This is a genomic window from Streptomyces ferrugineus, from assembly GCF_015160855.1.
Taxonomy (GTDB): domain Bacteria; phylum Actinomycetota; class Actinomycetes; order Streptomycetales; family Streptomycetaceae; genus Streptomyces; species Streptomyces ferrugineus.
The window spans coordinates 9,403,271-9,418,560 of sequence record NZ_CP063373.1 but is presented as its reverse complement, the minus strand read 5'-3'; the positions used below and the strand labels follow the sequence as shown (position 1 = coordinate 9,418,560).

Here is a 15,290-nt window from a genome sequence, read left to right as displayed (position 1 = left end):
GTGGACGCGAGCATCTGTGGCCAAGTTTTTAAGGGCGCACGGTGGATGCCTTGGCACCAGGAACCGATGAAGGACGTGGGAGGCCGCGATAGGCCCCGGGGAGTCGTCAACCAGGCTTTGATCCGGGGGTGTCCGAATGGGGAAACCCGGCAGTCGTCATGGGCTGTCACCCGCTGCTGAACTCATAGGCAGTGTGGAGGGAACGCGGGGAAGTGAAACATCTCAGTACCCGCAGGAAGAGAAAACAACCGTGATTCCGGGAGTAGTGGCGAGCGAAACTGGATGAGGCCAAACCTACGACGTGTGAGACCCGGCAGGGGTTGCGTCGTGGGGGTTGTGGGATCTCTCTTCTACGGTCTGCCGGCCGTAGGGCGAGTCAGAAACCGTTGATGTAGGCGAAGGACATGCGAAAGGTCCGGCGTAGAGGGTAAGACCCCCGTAGCCGAAACGTCAGCGGCTCGTTTGAGAGACACCCAAGTAACACGGGGCCCGAGAAATCCCGTGTGAATCTGGCGGGACCACCCGCTAAGCCTAAATATTCCCTGGTGACCGATAGCGGATAGTACCGTGAGGGAATGGTGAAAAGTACCCCGGGAGGGGAGTGAAATAGTACCTGAAACCGTGTGCCTACAAGCCGTGGGAGCGTCGGAATGTGCTTGCACATTCTCGTGACTGCGTGCCTTTTGAAGAATGAGCCTGCGAGTTTGCGGTGTGTTGCGAGGTTAACCCGTGTGGGGAAGCCGTAGCGAAAGCGAGTCCGAACAGGGCGTTTCAGTAGCGCGCTCAAGACCCGAAGCGGAGTGATCTAGCCATGGGCAGGTTGAAGCGGAGGTAAGACTTCGTGGAGGACCGAACCCACCAGGGTTGAAAACCTGGGGGATGACCTGTGGTTAGGGGTGAAAGGCCAATCAAACTCCGTGATAGCTGGTTCTCCCCGAAATGCATTTAGGTGCAGCGTCGTGTGTTTCTTGCCGGAGGTAGAGCACTGGATAGGCGATGGGCCCTACCGGGTTACTGACCTTAGCCAAACTCCGAATGCCGGTAAGTGAGAGCGCGGCAGTGAGACTGTGGGGGATAAGCTCCATGGTCGAGAGGGAAACAGCCCAGAGCATCGACTAAGGCCCCTAAGCGTACGCTAAGTGGGAAAGGATGTGGAGTCGCAGAGACAACCAGGAGGTTGGCTTAGAAGCAGCCACCCTTGAAAGAGTGCGTAATAGCTCACTGGTCAAGTGATTCCGCGCCGACAATGTAGCGGGGCTCAAGCGTACCGCCGAAGTCGTGTCATTGACACATGAGGACCAACGTCCGTGTTGATGGGTAGGGGAGCGTCGTCTGCCGGGTGAAGCAGCCGCGTAAGCGAGTTGTGGACGGTTGACGAGTGAGAATGCAGGCATGAGTAGCGATTCACACGTGAGAAACGTGTGCGCCGATTGACTAAGGGTTCCTGGGTCAAGCTGATCTGCCCAGGGTAAGTCGGGACCTAAGGCGAGGCCGACAGGCGTAGTCGATGGATAACCGGTTGATATTCCGGTACCCGCTGTGAAGCGTCAAACATCGAATCCAGTGATGCTAAGCCCGTGAAGCCGCCGGCTGAGTCTTCGGACGAGGCCGGAGTGGTGGAGCCGGTGACCCGAGCTGGTAGTAGGTGAGTGATGGGGTGACGCAGGAAGGTAGTCCATCCCGGGCGGTGGTTGTCCCGGGGTAAGGGTGTAGGACGGTGTGCAGGTAAATCCGCACGCCATTAAGTCTGAGACCTGATGCCGAGCCGATTGTGGTGAAGTGGATGATCCTATGCTGTCGAGAAAAGCCTCTAGCGAGTTTCATGGCGGCCCGTACCCTAAACCGACTCAGGTGGTCAGGTAGAGAATACCGAGGCGTTCGGGTGAACTATGGTTAAGGAACTCGGCAAAATGCCCCCGTAACTTCGGGAGAAGGGGGGCCACGCCTGGTGATCACTCTTGCAGTGTGAGCTGGGGGTGGCCGCAGAGACCAGCGAGAAGCGACTGTTTACTAAAAACACAGGTCCGTGCGAAGCCGTAAGGCGATGTATACGGACTGACGCCTGCCCGGTGCTGGAACGTTAAGGGGACCGGTTAGCTTGGATTCGTCCAGGCGAAGCTGAGAACTTAAGCGCCAGTAAACGGCGGTGGTAACTATAACCATCCTAAGGTAGCGAAATTCCTTGTCGGGTAAGTTCCGACCTGCACGAATGGCGTAACGACTTCTCGACTGTCTCAACCATAGGCCCGGTGAAATTGCACTACGAGTAAAGATGCTCGTTTCGCGCAGCAGGACGGAAAGACCCCGGGACCTTTACTACAGTTTGATATTGGTGTTCGGTTCGGCTTGTGTAGGATAGCTGGGAGACTTTGAAATGCGGACGCCAGTTCGTGTGGAGTCGTCGTTGAAATACCAGTCTGGTCGTGCTGGATGTCTAACCTGGGTCCGTGATCCGGATCAGGGACAGTGTCTGATGGGTAGTTTAACTGGGGCGGTTGCCTCCTAAAGGGTAACGGAGGCGCCCAAAGGTTCCCTCAGCCTGGTTGGCAATCAGGTGTTGAGTGTAAGTGCACAAGGGAGCTTGACTGTGAGACCGACGGGTCGAGCAGGGACGAAAGTCGGGACTAGTGATCCGGCGGTGGCTTGTGGAAGCGCCGTCGCTCAACGGATAAAAGGTACCCCGGGGATAACAGGCTGATCTTCCCCAAGAGTCCATATCGACGGGATGGTTTGGCACCTCGATGTCGGCTCGTCGCATCCTGGGGCTGGAGTCGGTCCCAAGGGTTGGGCTGTTCGCCCATTAAAGCGGTACGCGAGCTGGGTTTAGAACGTCGTGAGACAGTTCGGTCCCTATCCGCTGTGCGCGTAGGAGTCTTGAGAAGGGCTGTCCCTAGTACGAGAGGACCGGGACGGACGAACCTCTGGTGTGCCAGTTGTTCTGCCAAGGGCATGGCTGGTTGGCTACGTTCGGGAGGGATAACCGCTGAAAGCATCTAAGCGGGAAGCCTGCTTCGAGATGAGGACTCCCACCTCTATAAGAGGGTAAGGCTCCCAGTAGACGACTGGGTTGATAGGCCGGATCTGGAAGCACCGTGAGGTGTGGAGGTGACCGGTACTAATAGGCCGAGGGCTTGTCCATAGAGGCTCGCGTCCACTGTGTTGGTTCTGAGACAACGACCGTGTCATCGTCCGGTCGACAGTTTCATAGTGTTTCGGTGGTTATAGCGTGAGGGAAACGCCCGGTTACATTCCGAACCCGGAAGCTAAGCCTTACAGCGCCGATGGTACTGCAGGGGGGACCCTGTGGGAGAGTAGGACGCCGCCGAACAAGTTTTAGGAAAGGCCCACGCCGTATGGCGTGGGCCTTTTCGCGTTTATGCTCGAGTGCATGCGCTATGACCTGGTCATCTTCGACAATGACGGTGTGCTTGTCGACAGCGAGCCCATTTCCAATCGGCATCTCGCCGCGTGCCTCACCGAGCTGGGGCACCCGACGTCGTACGAGGACTCCCTTCGGGACTACATGGGCTCGGCGATGCATCGGGTTCACGACCTGGTGCTGGAGCGGACGGGGCGGCGGCTTCCCGAGGACTTTGACGATGTCTTCCATGCGCGTGTGTTCGCCGCGTTCGAGCGGGAGTTGAAAGCCGTGGCCGGCGCTGGGGACGTGCTCGAGACGCTGGCCGCGGACGGGGTGCCGTACTGCGTGGCCTCGTCCGGGAGCCATGAGCGGATTCGGGTGGGGCATCGGGCGACGGGGCTGGACAGGTGGTTCGACGATTCGCGGATCTTCAGTTCGCAGGATGTGGGGCGAGGGAAGCCCGCGCCGGATCTGTTTCTGTATGCCGCGCGGCGGATGGGGGTCGTGCCGGAGCGGTGTGTTGTCGTCGAGGACAGTCCGCTGGGGGTGCGGGCGGCTGTTGCGGCCGGGATGGATGTGTATGGGTTCACCGCCATGACGCCTGCCGAGCGGCTTGCCGGGGCGTCTCAACTCTTCTCCGACATGGGTGAGTTGGCGGATCTGCTCGCGTGACGTGAGGGAGCGTGCGGCGCTGACATTTGTCATGGTGAGGGCCGGACGATCGTTTCTACCGGCGGTCCCGCGTCGGCCGCGAAGCTGGGTGCATGACGACGAACACGGGGAACACCACGGGGGATACGACCAGTCGGCGGAGTAAGCGGAGTAAGTTGCGTAACTTTGCGCCGTTGGTCATCGATGTCGCGGTGCCCATCGGGGCGTACTACCTCCTCAAGAACGGCTTCGGGATGAGCACCCTGATGGCGCTCGCCCTGAGCAGCGTCGTGCCGGCCGTGCGGACGGGGTGGGGTGTGGTGAAGGCGCGCGAGGTCAATGGGATGGCTGCTCTCATCCTCGTTGTGAACGTGGTGTCGTTGTTGCTGAGCTTCGTGGCCGGGGACCCGCGACTGGTGATCGCCAAGGACAGCGCGATCAGCAGCACGATCGCGATCGGGATTCTGGTCTCCGTCGGGCTCGGCAAGCCGATGATGACCGCTGGTATGAAGCCGTGGGTGGTGAAGGGGGACGCGAGGCGGGAGGCCGCGTGGGCGCGGCTTCAGGGTGGTTCGGCGCGGTTTCGGCGGGCCGAGCGGATGTTCTCGCTGGTGTGGGGTGTCGTCCTGCTCACCGAGTGCGTGGTGCGGGTCGTGGGGGCGTACACGCTGCCGGTGGACACCATGGTGTGGGTCGGCAATGTGATCATGGTGGTCGCCATGGGGGTGGGCTTCCTGGTCAGCGGGGCGCTGGGGGCCGGTCCGATGGCCGCGATGGTTGTCGCGGAGGCGAAGTCGGAGGCCGAGGGGGAGAGGGCCGAGTCCTTCCAGGACGGCCTTGCTTCCGCCGACCTCGCTCCCGCCAAGTGAAACTGAAGAAAATTCATCTTTGGCTGGATCTACCCACCAGTACGCCGGGGCCTTACGCTCGCCGCCATGACTGATGTGCTGCGGCGCGGCAGGGCCTCGTTGGCGTTGAGCTTCCTTGCTCAGGGTGTTGCGTTTGCCCTGCTGGTGACCCGGATTCCGGCCATCCAGGACCGGTACGGCGTTTCCGATGCGCTGCTGCCGGCCTTCCTCGCCGCCGTGCCGGTTCTCGCCGGTGTCGGCAGCGTCATGACCGAGCGGCTGGTGAAGCGGATAGCGCCGAGCCGGGTGTTGCGCTGGTCCCAGCCCGTCGTGCTCCTGGCGCTGCTCGGGGTCGGGGCGGGGGAGCGGATGGTCGAGCTGGGCGTGGCGCTGGCCGCCTTCGGGCTGGCCGTGGGGGCGTTGGACGCCTCGATGAACATGCTCGGGGTGAGCCTGCAGCGGTCGTACGGGCGCAGCATCATGCTCAGTTTTCATGCCGCGTACAGCCTGGGCGGGATCGTGGGGGCCTCGTTGGCGTGGGTGGGGGCGCACTGGGAGCTGGCGCTGGTCGTGTCGTATCTGCCGGTCGTGGTGGTGTTGTTGCCGGCCGCGCTGGTGGGGAGCCGGTGGTACGTCGACGGGGATGTCGGGCGCGAGAAGGTGGCGGAGGGGTCGGGGGAGAGTGGGCCCGTCGTCTTCAAGTGGCTGTTGCCGCTGTGTCTGGTGATGACCTTCGCGTACATCGGGGACTCGACCGTCTCCAACTGGAGTGCGAAGTATCTGCAGGACGTGCTGGGGAGCTCCGAGCAGATGGCCACCGTGCCGTACAACGTCTACATGGTGACCACGCTGCTGGGGCGGGCCATCGGGGACTTCGGGGTGCGGCGGTTCGGCGCCGTCGTGGTGGTGCGGGGCGGGGCGCTGGTGGCGGCGGCTGGGTTCGCGGTGGTGGCGGCGGCGCCCGGGGCCTGGGTCGGGATGGCCGGGTTCACATTGGTCGGGGTGGGGTTGTGCGTGCTGGTGCCGCAGACCTTCGCGGCGGCCGGGCGGTTGTTCCCGGGGGCTTCGGACACGGCCGTGGCGCGACTCAATGTCTTCAACTATGTGGGGTTCTTGATCGGTTCGCCGTTGGTGGGGGCGCTGGGCGATGCGTGGAGCTATCGCGGGGCCATGCTGGTGCCGATGGTGTTGGTGCTGGTGACGCTTGGGTACGCCCGTTCGTTCGCGGCTCAACCGGACCGATACGGTGACGGGCATGAGCGGCCGCGCACAGCTGATGTGGGACGAGGCAGTAACGGGCTATGACTTCGGGCCGGAGCATCCGATGGATCCGGTCCGGCTAGCCCTGACCAGGAAGCTCGTCGATGCCTTCGGGCTCGATCGGGACGTGGAGGTCGTCGCGGCCAAGCCGGCCGGGGAGTCGACGCTGCGGCTCGTGCACCGGGACGACTACATCGATGCGGTGAAGGCGGCTTCGGCCGAGCCGGGGGCCGCGGACCAGTCGTATGGGCTCGGGACCATGGATGATCCCGCGTTCGCCGGGATGCACGACGTGTCGGCGTTGATCGCCGGGCAGTCGGTCGGGGCCGCGGAGGCCGTGTGGCGCGGGGAGGCGTCGCATGCGGTGAACTTCGCGGGTGGGCTGCACCATGCGATGCCGGGTGGTGCCTCGGGCTTCTGCATCTACAACGACGCCTCGCTCGCCATCGCCCGGCTGTTGGAGCTGGGGGCCGAGCGGGTGGCGTACATCGATGTGGACGTGCATCACGGGGACGGGGTCCAGGCGGCGTTCTGGGAGGACCCGAGGGTGCTGACGATCTCGCTGCACGAGCATCCTCGGACCCTGTTTCCGCAGACCGGGTGGCCGGAGGAGACCGGTGCGGCGAGTGCCGAGGGGTCGGCGGTGAACGTGGCGCTGCCTGCGGGGACCGGGGATGCCGGGTGGGTGCGGGCGTTCCATGCCGTGGTGCCGGAGCTGATCGCGGACTTTCGGCCGCAGGTGTTGGTGACGCAGCACGGGGCCGACACGCACTTCGAGGATCCGTTGGCGCACCTGGCGGTGTCGCTGGACGCGCAGCGGGCGGTGCAGGTGGCGTGCCATGACCTGGCGCACGAGTACGCCGACGGGAAGTGGGTTGCGCTGGGGGGCGGCGGTTATGCCGTGGTGGAGGTGGTGCCGCGGTCGTGGACGCATCTGGTGGGTATTGCGGCGGGGCGGCCGGTCGAGCCGGAGGCGGTGATTCCGGAGGGCTGGCGGCAGGAGGTTTTCGCGCGGACGCGGCAGTTGGCGCCGGCGCGGATGACTGATGGGCGGTGGCCGGTGGTCTGGGCGGACTGGGAGTCGGGGTACGACCCCGGGGATCGGCTGGATCAGGCGGTGCTGGCGGCTCGGCGGGCGGTGTTTCCGCTGCGGGGGTTGTTGGCGTAGGGGAGGTTGGCTCTGGGGGTGAGCTGGGGTGTGGTGGCTGAGCGCCTAGGGTTTCGCCCCCGCCGCCCTTACCCATTCCCATCCCCAGGGGCTCCGCCCCTTCGACCCCGCCAGGGGGCTCCGCCCCCTGGACCCCCGGGTTGGTCAGGCGGGGCCCGCCGGGCGGACGGGATGGGTGGGGCATAGGGCTGGGGTTCCGGCCCGGCCGGCCAGGCCGTGGCAGGGCTGCGGTCCCTGCACCCCCTCCGACTCCGTCATGGCTGCGATGCCGCACGCGCCGAGCAGGCTTCCGTCATGGCTGCGACGCCGCACGCGCCGAGCAGGCTTCCGACAAGGCTGCGATGCCGCACGCGCCGAGCAGGCCTCCGACAAGCCCGCGACGCCGCACCCGCCGAGTAGACCTCCGACAAGCCCGCGGCCCGCACCCGCCGAGCAGGCCTCCGCCCCGTTAGGCCAACCGTGCGGTGTTTTCCGGTTCCCGTCTCGCGTATGCGCTCCTTCCGTCAGCATCGCTGGCGTGTTGAGTGTCGGAGGGCTGCGTGCCCATCTTCTTGCCGCGCGGCTGGCCGGGGCCGTGGGGACCTCTCGGGAGCGGAGTCTGCGGAGTTATCGGTTGTTCGCTGCTCGCGATCCGCGGGTGCTGCTCGGGCTGGATCCTGAAGGGGTGTGGGAGCTGCCCGAACTTATTGCGTTGATGGCGGAGAAGTGTGGGGTTTCGGCCGATCCGCAGCATGTTTCCGGTCACGATGTGATCGATCCTGACCTGACTCTGACCGCTCTGGATGCCTTCGCGGATCGTCTCGCGGCAGTCGCCCAGCGCAGGGCCCCGGTCCTGATCGGCACCGGACACCCTCATCGACTGCTCGCCTTCTACGCCGCCCTGGCGGACGCGTTGTCGGCGGCGGGATGTGCCGTTCTCGCCCCTGCGCATGGTCGCTGTGTCGACATAACGACCCGGTTCGGCCTACGCACGTACAACCTTGACTACGTACGAGGAGTCGCGTTGGTGCGGGAAGCCGGCGCTCCGAGCACCGGGCGTGAGACCGGCGCACACTCCCACTCACCCCTCCCGGTTCGTACCGCGCTGGCGGCCGCGGCGGAGGTCGGGGGCCCGTTGCCCGAGCTGGTGATCGGGGATCACGGCTGGGTCTGCGGGGCAGGTCAGCTGGGGTTTGAGGCCATTGGTCCGGCCGATACGAATGACCCCGCGCTCTTTGTGGGGCAGGCCGAGGGGTCCGTGTCCGTCGCCGTTCCACTTGATGACGCTGTGCGGTCTGATTACTACCTGCCGCTTACCCGCTACGTACTCAATCGAGCGTGTCTGTCCCAGTAGGACTGCCGATGGGTGCACCTCTTCCCCACTCGCACCACAGGCCCCTACATTGGGGAGTGAGCACGCAGCGACGAAGAGTCACCGGAAGGGGAAGCCGGTGGCCGTCGAGTGCGGAAGGTTCAGGTGTGTCATGGCTGCAGCTGGCGAGAGGCCTCTGAACGAGGTTCAGTTCCTTACCGTGGCGGAAGTCGCCTCGGTGATGCGAGTGTCGAAGATGACCGTGTACCGGCTGGTGCACAGCGGTCATCTGCCCGCGATCCGGGTGGGGCGGTCCTTCCGCGTCCCCGAGCAAGCGGTTCACGAATATCTCCGCGAGAGCTACGTGGGGGTGGAAACCGCCTGACAACGACGGGCGAGGGGGGATCCACAGGGCTGTTCAGGATTCACCCTCGTCCCCTCGATTACGACCTCAGCGCTCGGGCGGGTAGGCTAGCCCCTCGTAGGTCGTGTGGGCCCATGGCGCCCAAACACCGAGTGATGAGAAGTGAGCGAGGGTAGTCGTGGGCTCTGTTATCAAGAAGCGGCGCAAGCGGATGGCCAAGAAGAAGCACCGCAAGCTGCTCAAGCGCACGCGCGTTCAGCGTCGCAACAAGAAGTAAGCGAGCGACGCCGCGAAAGCAGCGTGAGTGTGGCCCCCCACCACAGCCGGTGGGGGGCCACACGCGTATCGGTCGGAGTGCGCGAGGGGGAATTCTCGTCACTTCATGCATTGGGTGGTCATCACAGCGCAACGTCAACCCGCTAAGTTGGCCGCAACGGGGAACTCGGCTGGGGTACGAGTGCTGGAAGGAAGGCGCTGATCTTGGGCAAGGTCGTGCTCGTGACCGGAGTGGCCCGTCAACTGGGCGGCCGTTTCGTACGACGGATCCAGCGTGACCCACAGGTGGACCGGGTGCTCGCCGTGGACGCGGTCCCGCCCGAGCACCATCTGGGCGGTGCCGACTTCATCCAGGCCGACATCCGGCAGCCCACCATCGCGCGGGTACTGGCCGAGAGCGGCGCCGACACCGTCGTACACATGGACGTGACCGGAACCGCGCTGGGCAGCGGCAGCCGGACCATGGTCAAGGAGACCAACGTCATCGGGACCATGCAGCTGCTGGGCGCGTGTCAGAAGTCGCCCACCGTCAAGCGGCTCGTGGTGAAGTCCAGTACGAATGTCTACGGTTCCGCGCCTCGCGATCCGGCCGTCTTCACCGAGACCACCCCGCCCAAGTCCCTGCCCAGCGGCGGCTTCGCCAAGGACACGGTGGAGGTCGAGGGGTATGTGCGCGGGTTCGCCCGGCGGCGGCCGGACGTCGCCGTGTGCGTGCTGCGGTTCGCCAACATCCTCGGGCCGAGTGCCGACACCCCCCTCGCCTCGTACTTCTCGCTGCCCGTGCTGCCGACCGTCTTCGGGTACGACCCGCGGCTGCAGTTCGTGCACGAGGACGACGTGATCGAGGTGCTGCGCATCGGCTCGCACGAGCCGGAGCGGGGCACGCTCAACAGCGGCACCTTCAACATCGCCGGCGACGGCGTCCTGCTGCTCTCGCAGTGCTCCCGGCGGCTGGGCCGACCCACCGTACCGCTGCTGCTGCCCGCGGTGACCTGGGCCGGCTCCCTGGTGCGTACGCTGGGTATGTCGGACTTCTCGCCGGAGCAGATCAGGCTGCTCACGCACGGGCGAGTCGTGGCGACGGACCAGATGCGAGAGACGCTCGGATTCAAGCCGAAGTTCACGACGGCGGAGACCTTCGCGGAGTTCGCCCGCAGCCACGGTCCGGGTCTGCTGCCGCCGGAGGTCCTCGCGGGGGCCGTCGACCGGATCGCCGCGCTGCCCGTGCTGGGCGGCGGCCACCCCCCGACGCAGAGCGCCAACTGAGGAGCGCATCAACGATGGCGGACGCCAAGGTCATTCCGTTCGACGACGACCGTTCCCGCGGGGGCGCCGCGCAGCGGCCGCCGCGGCGGCGGAGCGCGGGGAGCCGGCGCAAGAGCGGTGAATCCGCGCTGGTACGCGAGGTCCAGCCTCTCCCCGGACGGTCATTCGCGCAGGATGATGTTCCTGTGACACGTGAGGAACAGCCGCCCCAGCAGCCCCAGGACGACGGCGGCCTGGAGCGGCGCATCGCGAGCGGCCTGGCCTTCCTGCGCCGCCGCCTGACCGGGGACTACGACGTCGACGACTTCGGGTACGACGAGGAGCTCACCGACCAGGTTCTGATGTCCCTGCTGCGCCCGGTGTACGAGAAGTACTTCCGGGTCGAGGTGAAGGGCGTGGAGAACATCCCCTCCGAGGGCGGTGCGCTGATCGTCGCCAACCACTCGGGCACGCTGCCGCTGGACGGCCTGATGATGCAGGTCGCCGTGCACGACCACCACCCGGCGGGCCGGCATCTGCGCCTCCTCGCCGCCGACCTGGTCTTCGTGCTGCCGGTGGTCAACGAGCTCGCCCGCAAGCTGGGCCACACCCTGGCCTGCGCCGAGGACGCCGAGCGCCTCCTTGGGCAGGGCGAGTTGGTCGGGGTGATGCCGGAGGGCTTCAAGGGCATCGGCAAGCCCTTCAGCGAGCGCTACAAGCTTCAGCGCTTCGGCCGCGGCGGCTTCGTCTCCACGGCCCTGCGCAAGGGCACGCCGATCATTCCGTGCTCGATCGTCGGCGCGGAGGAGATCTACCCGATGATCGGCAACGCCAAGACCCTGGCCCGTGTCCTGGGTTTCCCGTACTTCCCGCTGACCCCGACCTTCCCGTGGCTCGGCCCGCTCGGCGCGGTCCCCCTCCCCACCAAGTGGACGATCCAGTTCGGCGAGCCGATCCCCACGGACGGCTATCCGCCGGAGGCCGCCGAGGACCCGATGCTGATGTTCAACCTGACGGACCAGGTCAGGGAGCAGATCCAGCACACGTTGTACAAGTTGCTGGTGCAACGGCGGTCGGTTTTCTTCTGATCGGGTTTCTTCTCGGGTTTCTTCTGAGTGGAGAAACGTTTGTACGACGATGGGGCGCCCCCTTGCGAGAGGGGCGCCCCATCGTCGTAGCCGCGACTGGCTAGTTCGCGTCCTCGCCCTCGATGCCCAGGCCGGGCAGCAGGCCCGGGAGCAGGGGTGGGAGGGTTACGGCGGGCTCGGTGGTCGGGGATGGGGTGGATGAGGAGGAACCCGAGCTGCCGGTGTCCTTCGGTGGGTCGAGGAGGCCGCCGGTGTTTCCGCCGAGCAGGCCGTCGCTCTCGCTGCCCGAGCTCTCGGCCGAGTTGCTCGGGCGGCTGGACCGGTTGCCGTCGGAGGAGCCGCTGTCGCCGGCGCTGGGGTGGGCCGACCGGTCGGAGCCGGACGTGCCGGTGGAGTCCGAGCCGGAGCCGCCGTGGCGTTTGCCGTCGCCGGACTCGGGTGGCTGCTTCGGCAGCAGGGACTGCAGCGGGGCGACCTCTTCGTCTATGGCGTCGAACACCGACGACACGTCGTTACTGACGTCCCCGAGCTGGAGGGGAAGCCGCTCGCGGAGGTTGCCCCATGCGGGGCGGTGCGAGCGGGAGAAGGCGGACAGGGCCTGGATGGGGCCCAGGGAGTCAGGGTCGCGCTCGTAGGCCTCGCGCAGCAGGCGGTGCCCCTCGGAGGCGTCGTGCCGCATGCCGGACAGGGCGCGGCGGATCTCCGCCATGGACTCGTGGTCGAGATGTCCGCCCCGGCCGCGCTCCATCAGCCGCCGGGCCTCGTTCAGCCGTGTGGAGGCGTGGTCGAGATAGGTGCGCCCGCGCTCGCTGTCGCCGTCGGCCAGGATGTTGAGCTTGAAGTCCTCGATGCCGCGCTTGAGGCCGTAGAGGGAGTCGCCGGGCAGCGCGTCGGAACTCGCGGCGGAGACTCCGCCGAAGGCGCCGGCGGCGACACCGACGCTGAGCCCGCCCGCGGTGAGCCCCTTGGCCAGCCGTGAGCGGGGCCGCAACTTTCCCAGGGGGGACGCCCGGTGAGCCCCTCGTGCCCGATCCGAACGCTGCTCGGGCAGCGCGGGACCCGCCTCGCCGCCGGCGGTGCCCTCCTGCAGCATGGCCTCCATCGCGGCCACGAGCTGGGCCCGCTGGACCACCTTGACCTCGGGGTCGAGCTCGGGCTTGGGCAACTCGTCGAGACTCTCGGTGAGGGCCAACAGGCGCCCTCGCTCGGTCTGTTCCGCAGCAGCCGATGCCGGTGCCGATCCATCGGGCTGCTCGGCCTGCTCGGCCGCCGAGCCCCGGTCGGTCAACTCGTCCAGGGCCTGGGCGAAGGCGTTCGCCCGCCGGTGTGCCGATACGTTCGCGATCACTGGCGGCACCTCCTCTCGTGATGACGGTCGACTCCCCAGGGGGTCCTGAGGGTTGCACGCCCTGACCACATGCACACGATCGAGTGACCGAAGTCGGTCAGGGAGTGACCACAGGGAGCCTGCATCCCGCACAACGAGCGGCGCGGCACTTGGGTTACGGACGGAGGATGAACGGACCGCGATGTCAACAGACTTTCACCGAAGGTGAGTTGGAGGTTGCGGAGAGTGCCGGATCGGGGCCTGTGACGCGCTCAGCGCGCGTCGTCCGGGAGGAGCCGCGCGAGGGTGCGCACGGCCCGGTACTGGAGGGTCTTGATGGCGCCCTCGTTCTTGCCCATGACGCGGGCGGTCTCGGCGACGGAGAGGCCCTGGAGGAAACGGAGGGTCACGCACTCCTGCTGCTGCGGGTTGAGCCGCCGTACGGCATCGAGGAGGGCTGCGTTGGAGAGGGACTCCAGGACGGAGTCCTCCGGGGAGCGCTCGACCTCGTTGGCGTCGAGCATCTCGCCGGTGGTCACCTCCAGCCGGAAGCGGCTGGACTTGAAGTGGTCGGCGACGAGATTGCGGGCGATGGTGACCAGCCACGCCCCGAAGTCCCGCCCCTGCCAGGTGAAGGTGCCGATACGGCGCAGGGCCCGCAGAAAGGTCTCGCTCGTGAGGTCCTCGGCGGTGGCCTTACCCCCCACCCGGTAGTAGATGTACCGATAGACGGTGTCGCTGTACTGGTCGTAGAGCCGCCCGAAGGCATCGGCCTCGCCGGCCTGGGCACGTTCGACGAGATCCATCATCCGAGCGCTGTCGCTGTCCGCGGCCGGCCGCCGAGCGGTCGCCGCACCGGCGGAGCGTCCCCGTCTGCTGACGGTGGCGCTGCTGTCGGCGAGCGCGTAGCACGGGCCTACGGGCGCGGTGGTTACGGCGAGGGCGGGGACGGCGTACGCGGTGGGGACGAAGCCGCGCAACAGGTCTTGGACCGTTGCGCGCAGCGTAGCCAGGCCCGAGGCGTCAACCCCGACGTGTGGGTACACGGGACTCCCAGAGGCAGAGCTTCCATCACGTGCAGTGCGGAACCGTTCACCCGTCGTAGCGACGGAGAGGTACCGGTTTGCGTCTGAGGAGAATAACGCTTCGTGCAGGCACTGCTACGCCCAGTTGCTCAAATCATCGATTGCGTCTCTTCTGTAACCGATTGACGCCATATCAAGTGCCGCAGAGTGACCACTTGTTGATCGATTTCGCCCGCGTTCCGGCTGACTCCAGGGCGTGTTGTGGCCGTGTGCAGCCAAGGGGACTGAACAGGGCTTTGTGCGGGTAGGGCATGCGGATTGGCCTGTCCGCCCGGGCGTGCCGGGCGGCAGGCGTCGAAACGAACCGAACTACCGCCGGCGCCGGTGCAGCGCGATCGCCGCGGCCGTGCCCCCGGCCACCGCGCCCACGCCCGCGGCCGCCGGAATGCCGACCTTCGCCGCCTTGCGGCCGGTGCGATAGTCACGCAGGCGCCAGTCCAGTCGGCGGGCGTGCTTGCGCAGCTTGCTGTCGGGGTTGATGGCGTAGGGGTGGCCGACCAGGGAGAGCATCGGGATGTCGTTGTGCGAGTCGCTGTAGGCGGCGCAGCGGGTCAGGTCCAGCTCCTCCGCCGCGGCCAGGGCGCGCACCGCCTCCGCCTTCGCCGGGCCGTGCAGTGGCTCGCCGACCAGCTTGCCCGTGTAGACGCCGTCCACCGACTCCGCCACCGTGCCCAGGGCGCCGGTGAGGCCGAGGCGGCGCGCGATCACCTGGGCGATCTCCACCGGCGCGGCCGTCACCAGCCACACCCGCTGCCCCGCGTCCAGATGCGCCTGCGCCAGCGCCCGGGTTCCCGGCCAGATCCGCTCGGCCATGTACTCGTCGTAGATCTCCTCGCCGATCGACATCAGCTCGGCGACCCGGTGGCCCTTGACGATCGACAGCGCGGAGTCGCGCGCGTCCTGCATGTGCTCCGGGTCCTCGACCCCCGCCAGCCGGAACCACGCCTGCTGCCAGGCGAACTTCGCGAGGTCGCGCGTCTCGAAGAACTTCCGCTTGTACAGGCCCCGACCGAAGTGGAAGAGGGCGGCACCTTGCATCACGGTGTTGTCGAGGTCGAAGAAGGCGGCGGCCCGCTCGTCGCCGAGCACCGGGAACTCCGGCTCGGCCTGAGAGACCTCCGTCGCCTCCTGCGACGACTTGCGCGCTGCCTCCGCCGAGGCCTCGCCAGCCAACACGCTCCGCGCCGTGGCGGAGCGCCTACGGGGAGTGAGCCATCCAAGAGCGGCCATGACCGTGAGCATAGCCAGTTTGTTCGGTGCTACCGGAGTCGAGAGGTTTGAAGGTTGTGAACTCTCCGCGACCGGGCAGTTAAAGAGCGTGGTCGG

At 66.4% G+C, this 15,290-nt stretch carries 12 protein-coding genes and 2 rRNA genes; 11 read left to right on the top strand and 3 right to left on the bottom strand.

Annotated elements, in window-relative coordinates:
• The first annotated feature begins 18 nt into the window (after positions 1 to 18).
• The 11 genes from IM697_RS41855 (at position 19) to IM697_RS41805 (ending at position 11,552) form a co-directional block, all read left to right on the top strand.
• A 23S ribosomal RNA gene (locus IM697_RS41855) occupies positions 19 to 3,139 on the top strand.
• 72 nt (positions 3,140 to 3,211) lie between these two features.
• Positions 3,212 to 3,328: ribosomal RNA gene (rrf, locus tag IM697_RS41850) — 5S ribosomal RNA — on the top strand.
• 60 nt (positions 3,329 to 3,388) lie between these two features.
• The gene (locus IM697_RS41845) at positions 3,389 to 4,033 is read left to right on the top strand and encodes an HAD family hydrolase (RefSeq protein WP_194042395.1); all 645 of its coding nucleotides are present in this window, start codon (positions 3,389 to 3,391) and stop codon (positions 4,031 to 4,033) included.
• A gap of 92 nt (positions 4,034 to 4,125) precedes the next feature.
• Positions 4,126 to 4,881: a VC0807 family protein gene (locus IM697_RS41840; RefSeq protein WP_228044381.1), complete on the top strand. Its 756-nt coding sequence runs from the start codon at positions 4,126 to 4,128 to the stop codon at positions 4,879 to 4,881.
• A gap of 66 nt (positions 4,882 to 4,947) precedes the next feature.
• The gene (locus tag IM697_RS41835) at positions 4,948 to 6,165 is read left to right on the top strand and encodes an MFS transporter (protein ID WP_194042391.1); all 1,218 of its coding nucleotides are present in this window, start codon (positions 4,948 to 4,950) and stop codon (positions 6,163 to 6,165) included.
• The gene (locus IM697_RS41830) at positions 6,116 to 7,288 is read left to right on the top strand and encodes an acetoin utilization protein AcuC (RefSeq protein ID WP_194042389.1); all 1,173 of its coding nucleotides are present in this window, start codon (positions 6,116 to 6,118) and stop codon (positions 7,286 to 7,288) included. Before IM697_RS41835 ends, IM697_RS41830 begins: the two co-directional genes overlap by 50 nt.
• Positions 7,289 to 7,805: 517 nt before the next feature.
• A complete protein-coding gene (locus IM697_RS41825; RefSeq protein WP_194042387.1) occupies positions 7,806 to 8,621 on the top strand; it encodes a phosphatase in 816 nt (271 codons plus the stop codon).
• A gap of 130 nt (positions 8,622 to 8,751) precedes the next feature.
• Positions 8,752 to 8,964 carry a helix-turn-helix domain-containing protein gene (locus tag IM697_RS41820; protein ID WP_004984898.1) on the top strand — a complete coding sequence of 71 codons (213 nt, stop codon included), beginning with the start codon at positions 8,752 to 8,754 and terminating at the stop codon, positions 8,962 to 8,964.
• A gap of 157 nt (positions 8,965 to 9,121) precedes the next feature.
• The gene (locus tag IM697_RS41815; RefSeq protein WP_003948845.1) at positions 9,122 to 9,220 is read left to right on the top strand and encodes a 30S ribosomal protein bS22; all 99 of its coding nucleotides are present in this window, start codon (positions 9,122 to 9,124) and stop codon (positions 9,218 to 9,220) included.
• Between the two features lie 203 nt (positions 9,221 to 9,423).
• On the top strand, positions 9,424 to 10,485 hold the full coding sequence (locus IM697_RS41810; RefSeq protein WP_194042385.1) for an NAD-dependent epimerase/dehydratase family protein: 1,062 nt from the start codon (positions 9,424 to 9,426) through the stop codon (positions 10,483 to 10,485).
• A gap of 14 nt (positions 10,486 to 10,499) precedes the next feature.
• Positions 10,500 to 11,552, top strand: coding sequence for a lysophospholipid acyltransferase family protein (locus IM697_RS41805; RefSeq protein WP_194042383.1), 1,053 nt, complete (start codon positions 10,500 to 10,502; stop codon positions 11,550 to 11,552).
• Positions 11,553 to 11,652: 100 nt separating this feature from the next.
• On the opposite strand, the gene IM697_RS41800 is transcribed toward IM697_RS41805, so the two are convergent.
• From IM697_RS41800 to IM697_RS41790, 3 genes are all read right to left on the bottom strand, one after another.
• Positions 11,653 to 12,900 carry a DUF5667 domain-containing protein gene (locus IM697_RS41800; protein WP_194042381.1) on the bottom strand — a complete coding sequence of 416 codons (1,248 nt, stop codon included), beginning with the start codon at positions 12,898 to 12,900 and terminating at the stop codon, positions 11,653 to 11,655.
• 251 nt (positions 12,901 to 13,151) lie between these two features.
• Entirely contained in the window at positions 13,152 to 13,925 is a 774-nt protein-coding gene (locus IM697_RS41795) for an ECF subfamily RNA polymerase sigma factor, BldN family (protein WP_194042379.1), read from the bottom strand.
• A gap of 348 nt (positions 13,926 to 14,273) precedes the next feature.
• Positions 14,274 to 15,194: an HAD family hydrolase gene (locus tag IM697_RS41790; RefSeq protein WP_194042377.1), complete on the bottom strand. Its 921-nt coding sequence runs from the start codon at positions 15,192 to 15,194 to the stop codon at positions 14,274 to 14,276.
• Between the last annotated feature and the right edge of the window lie 96 nt (positions 15,195 to 15,290).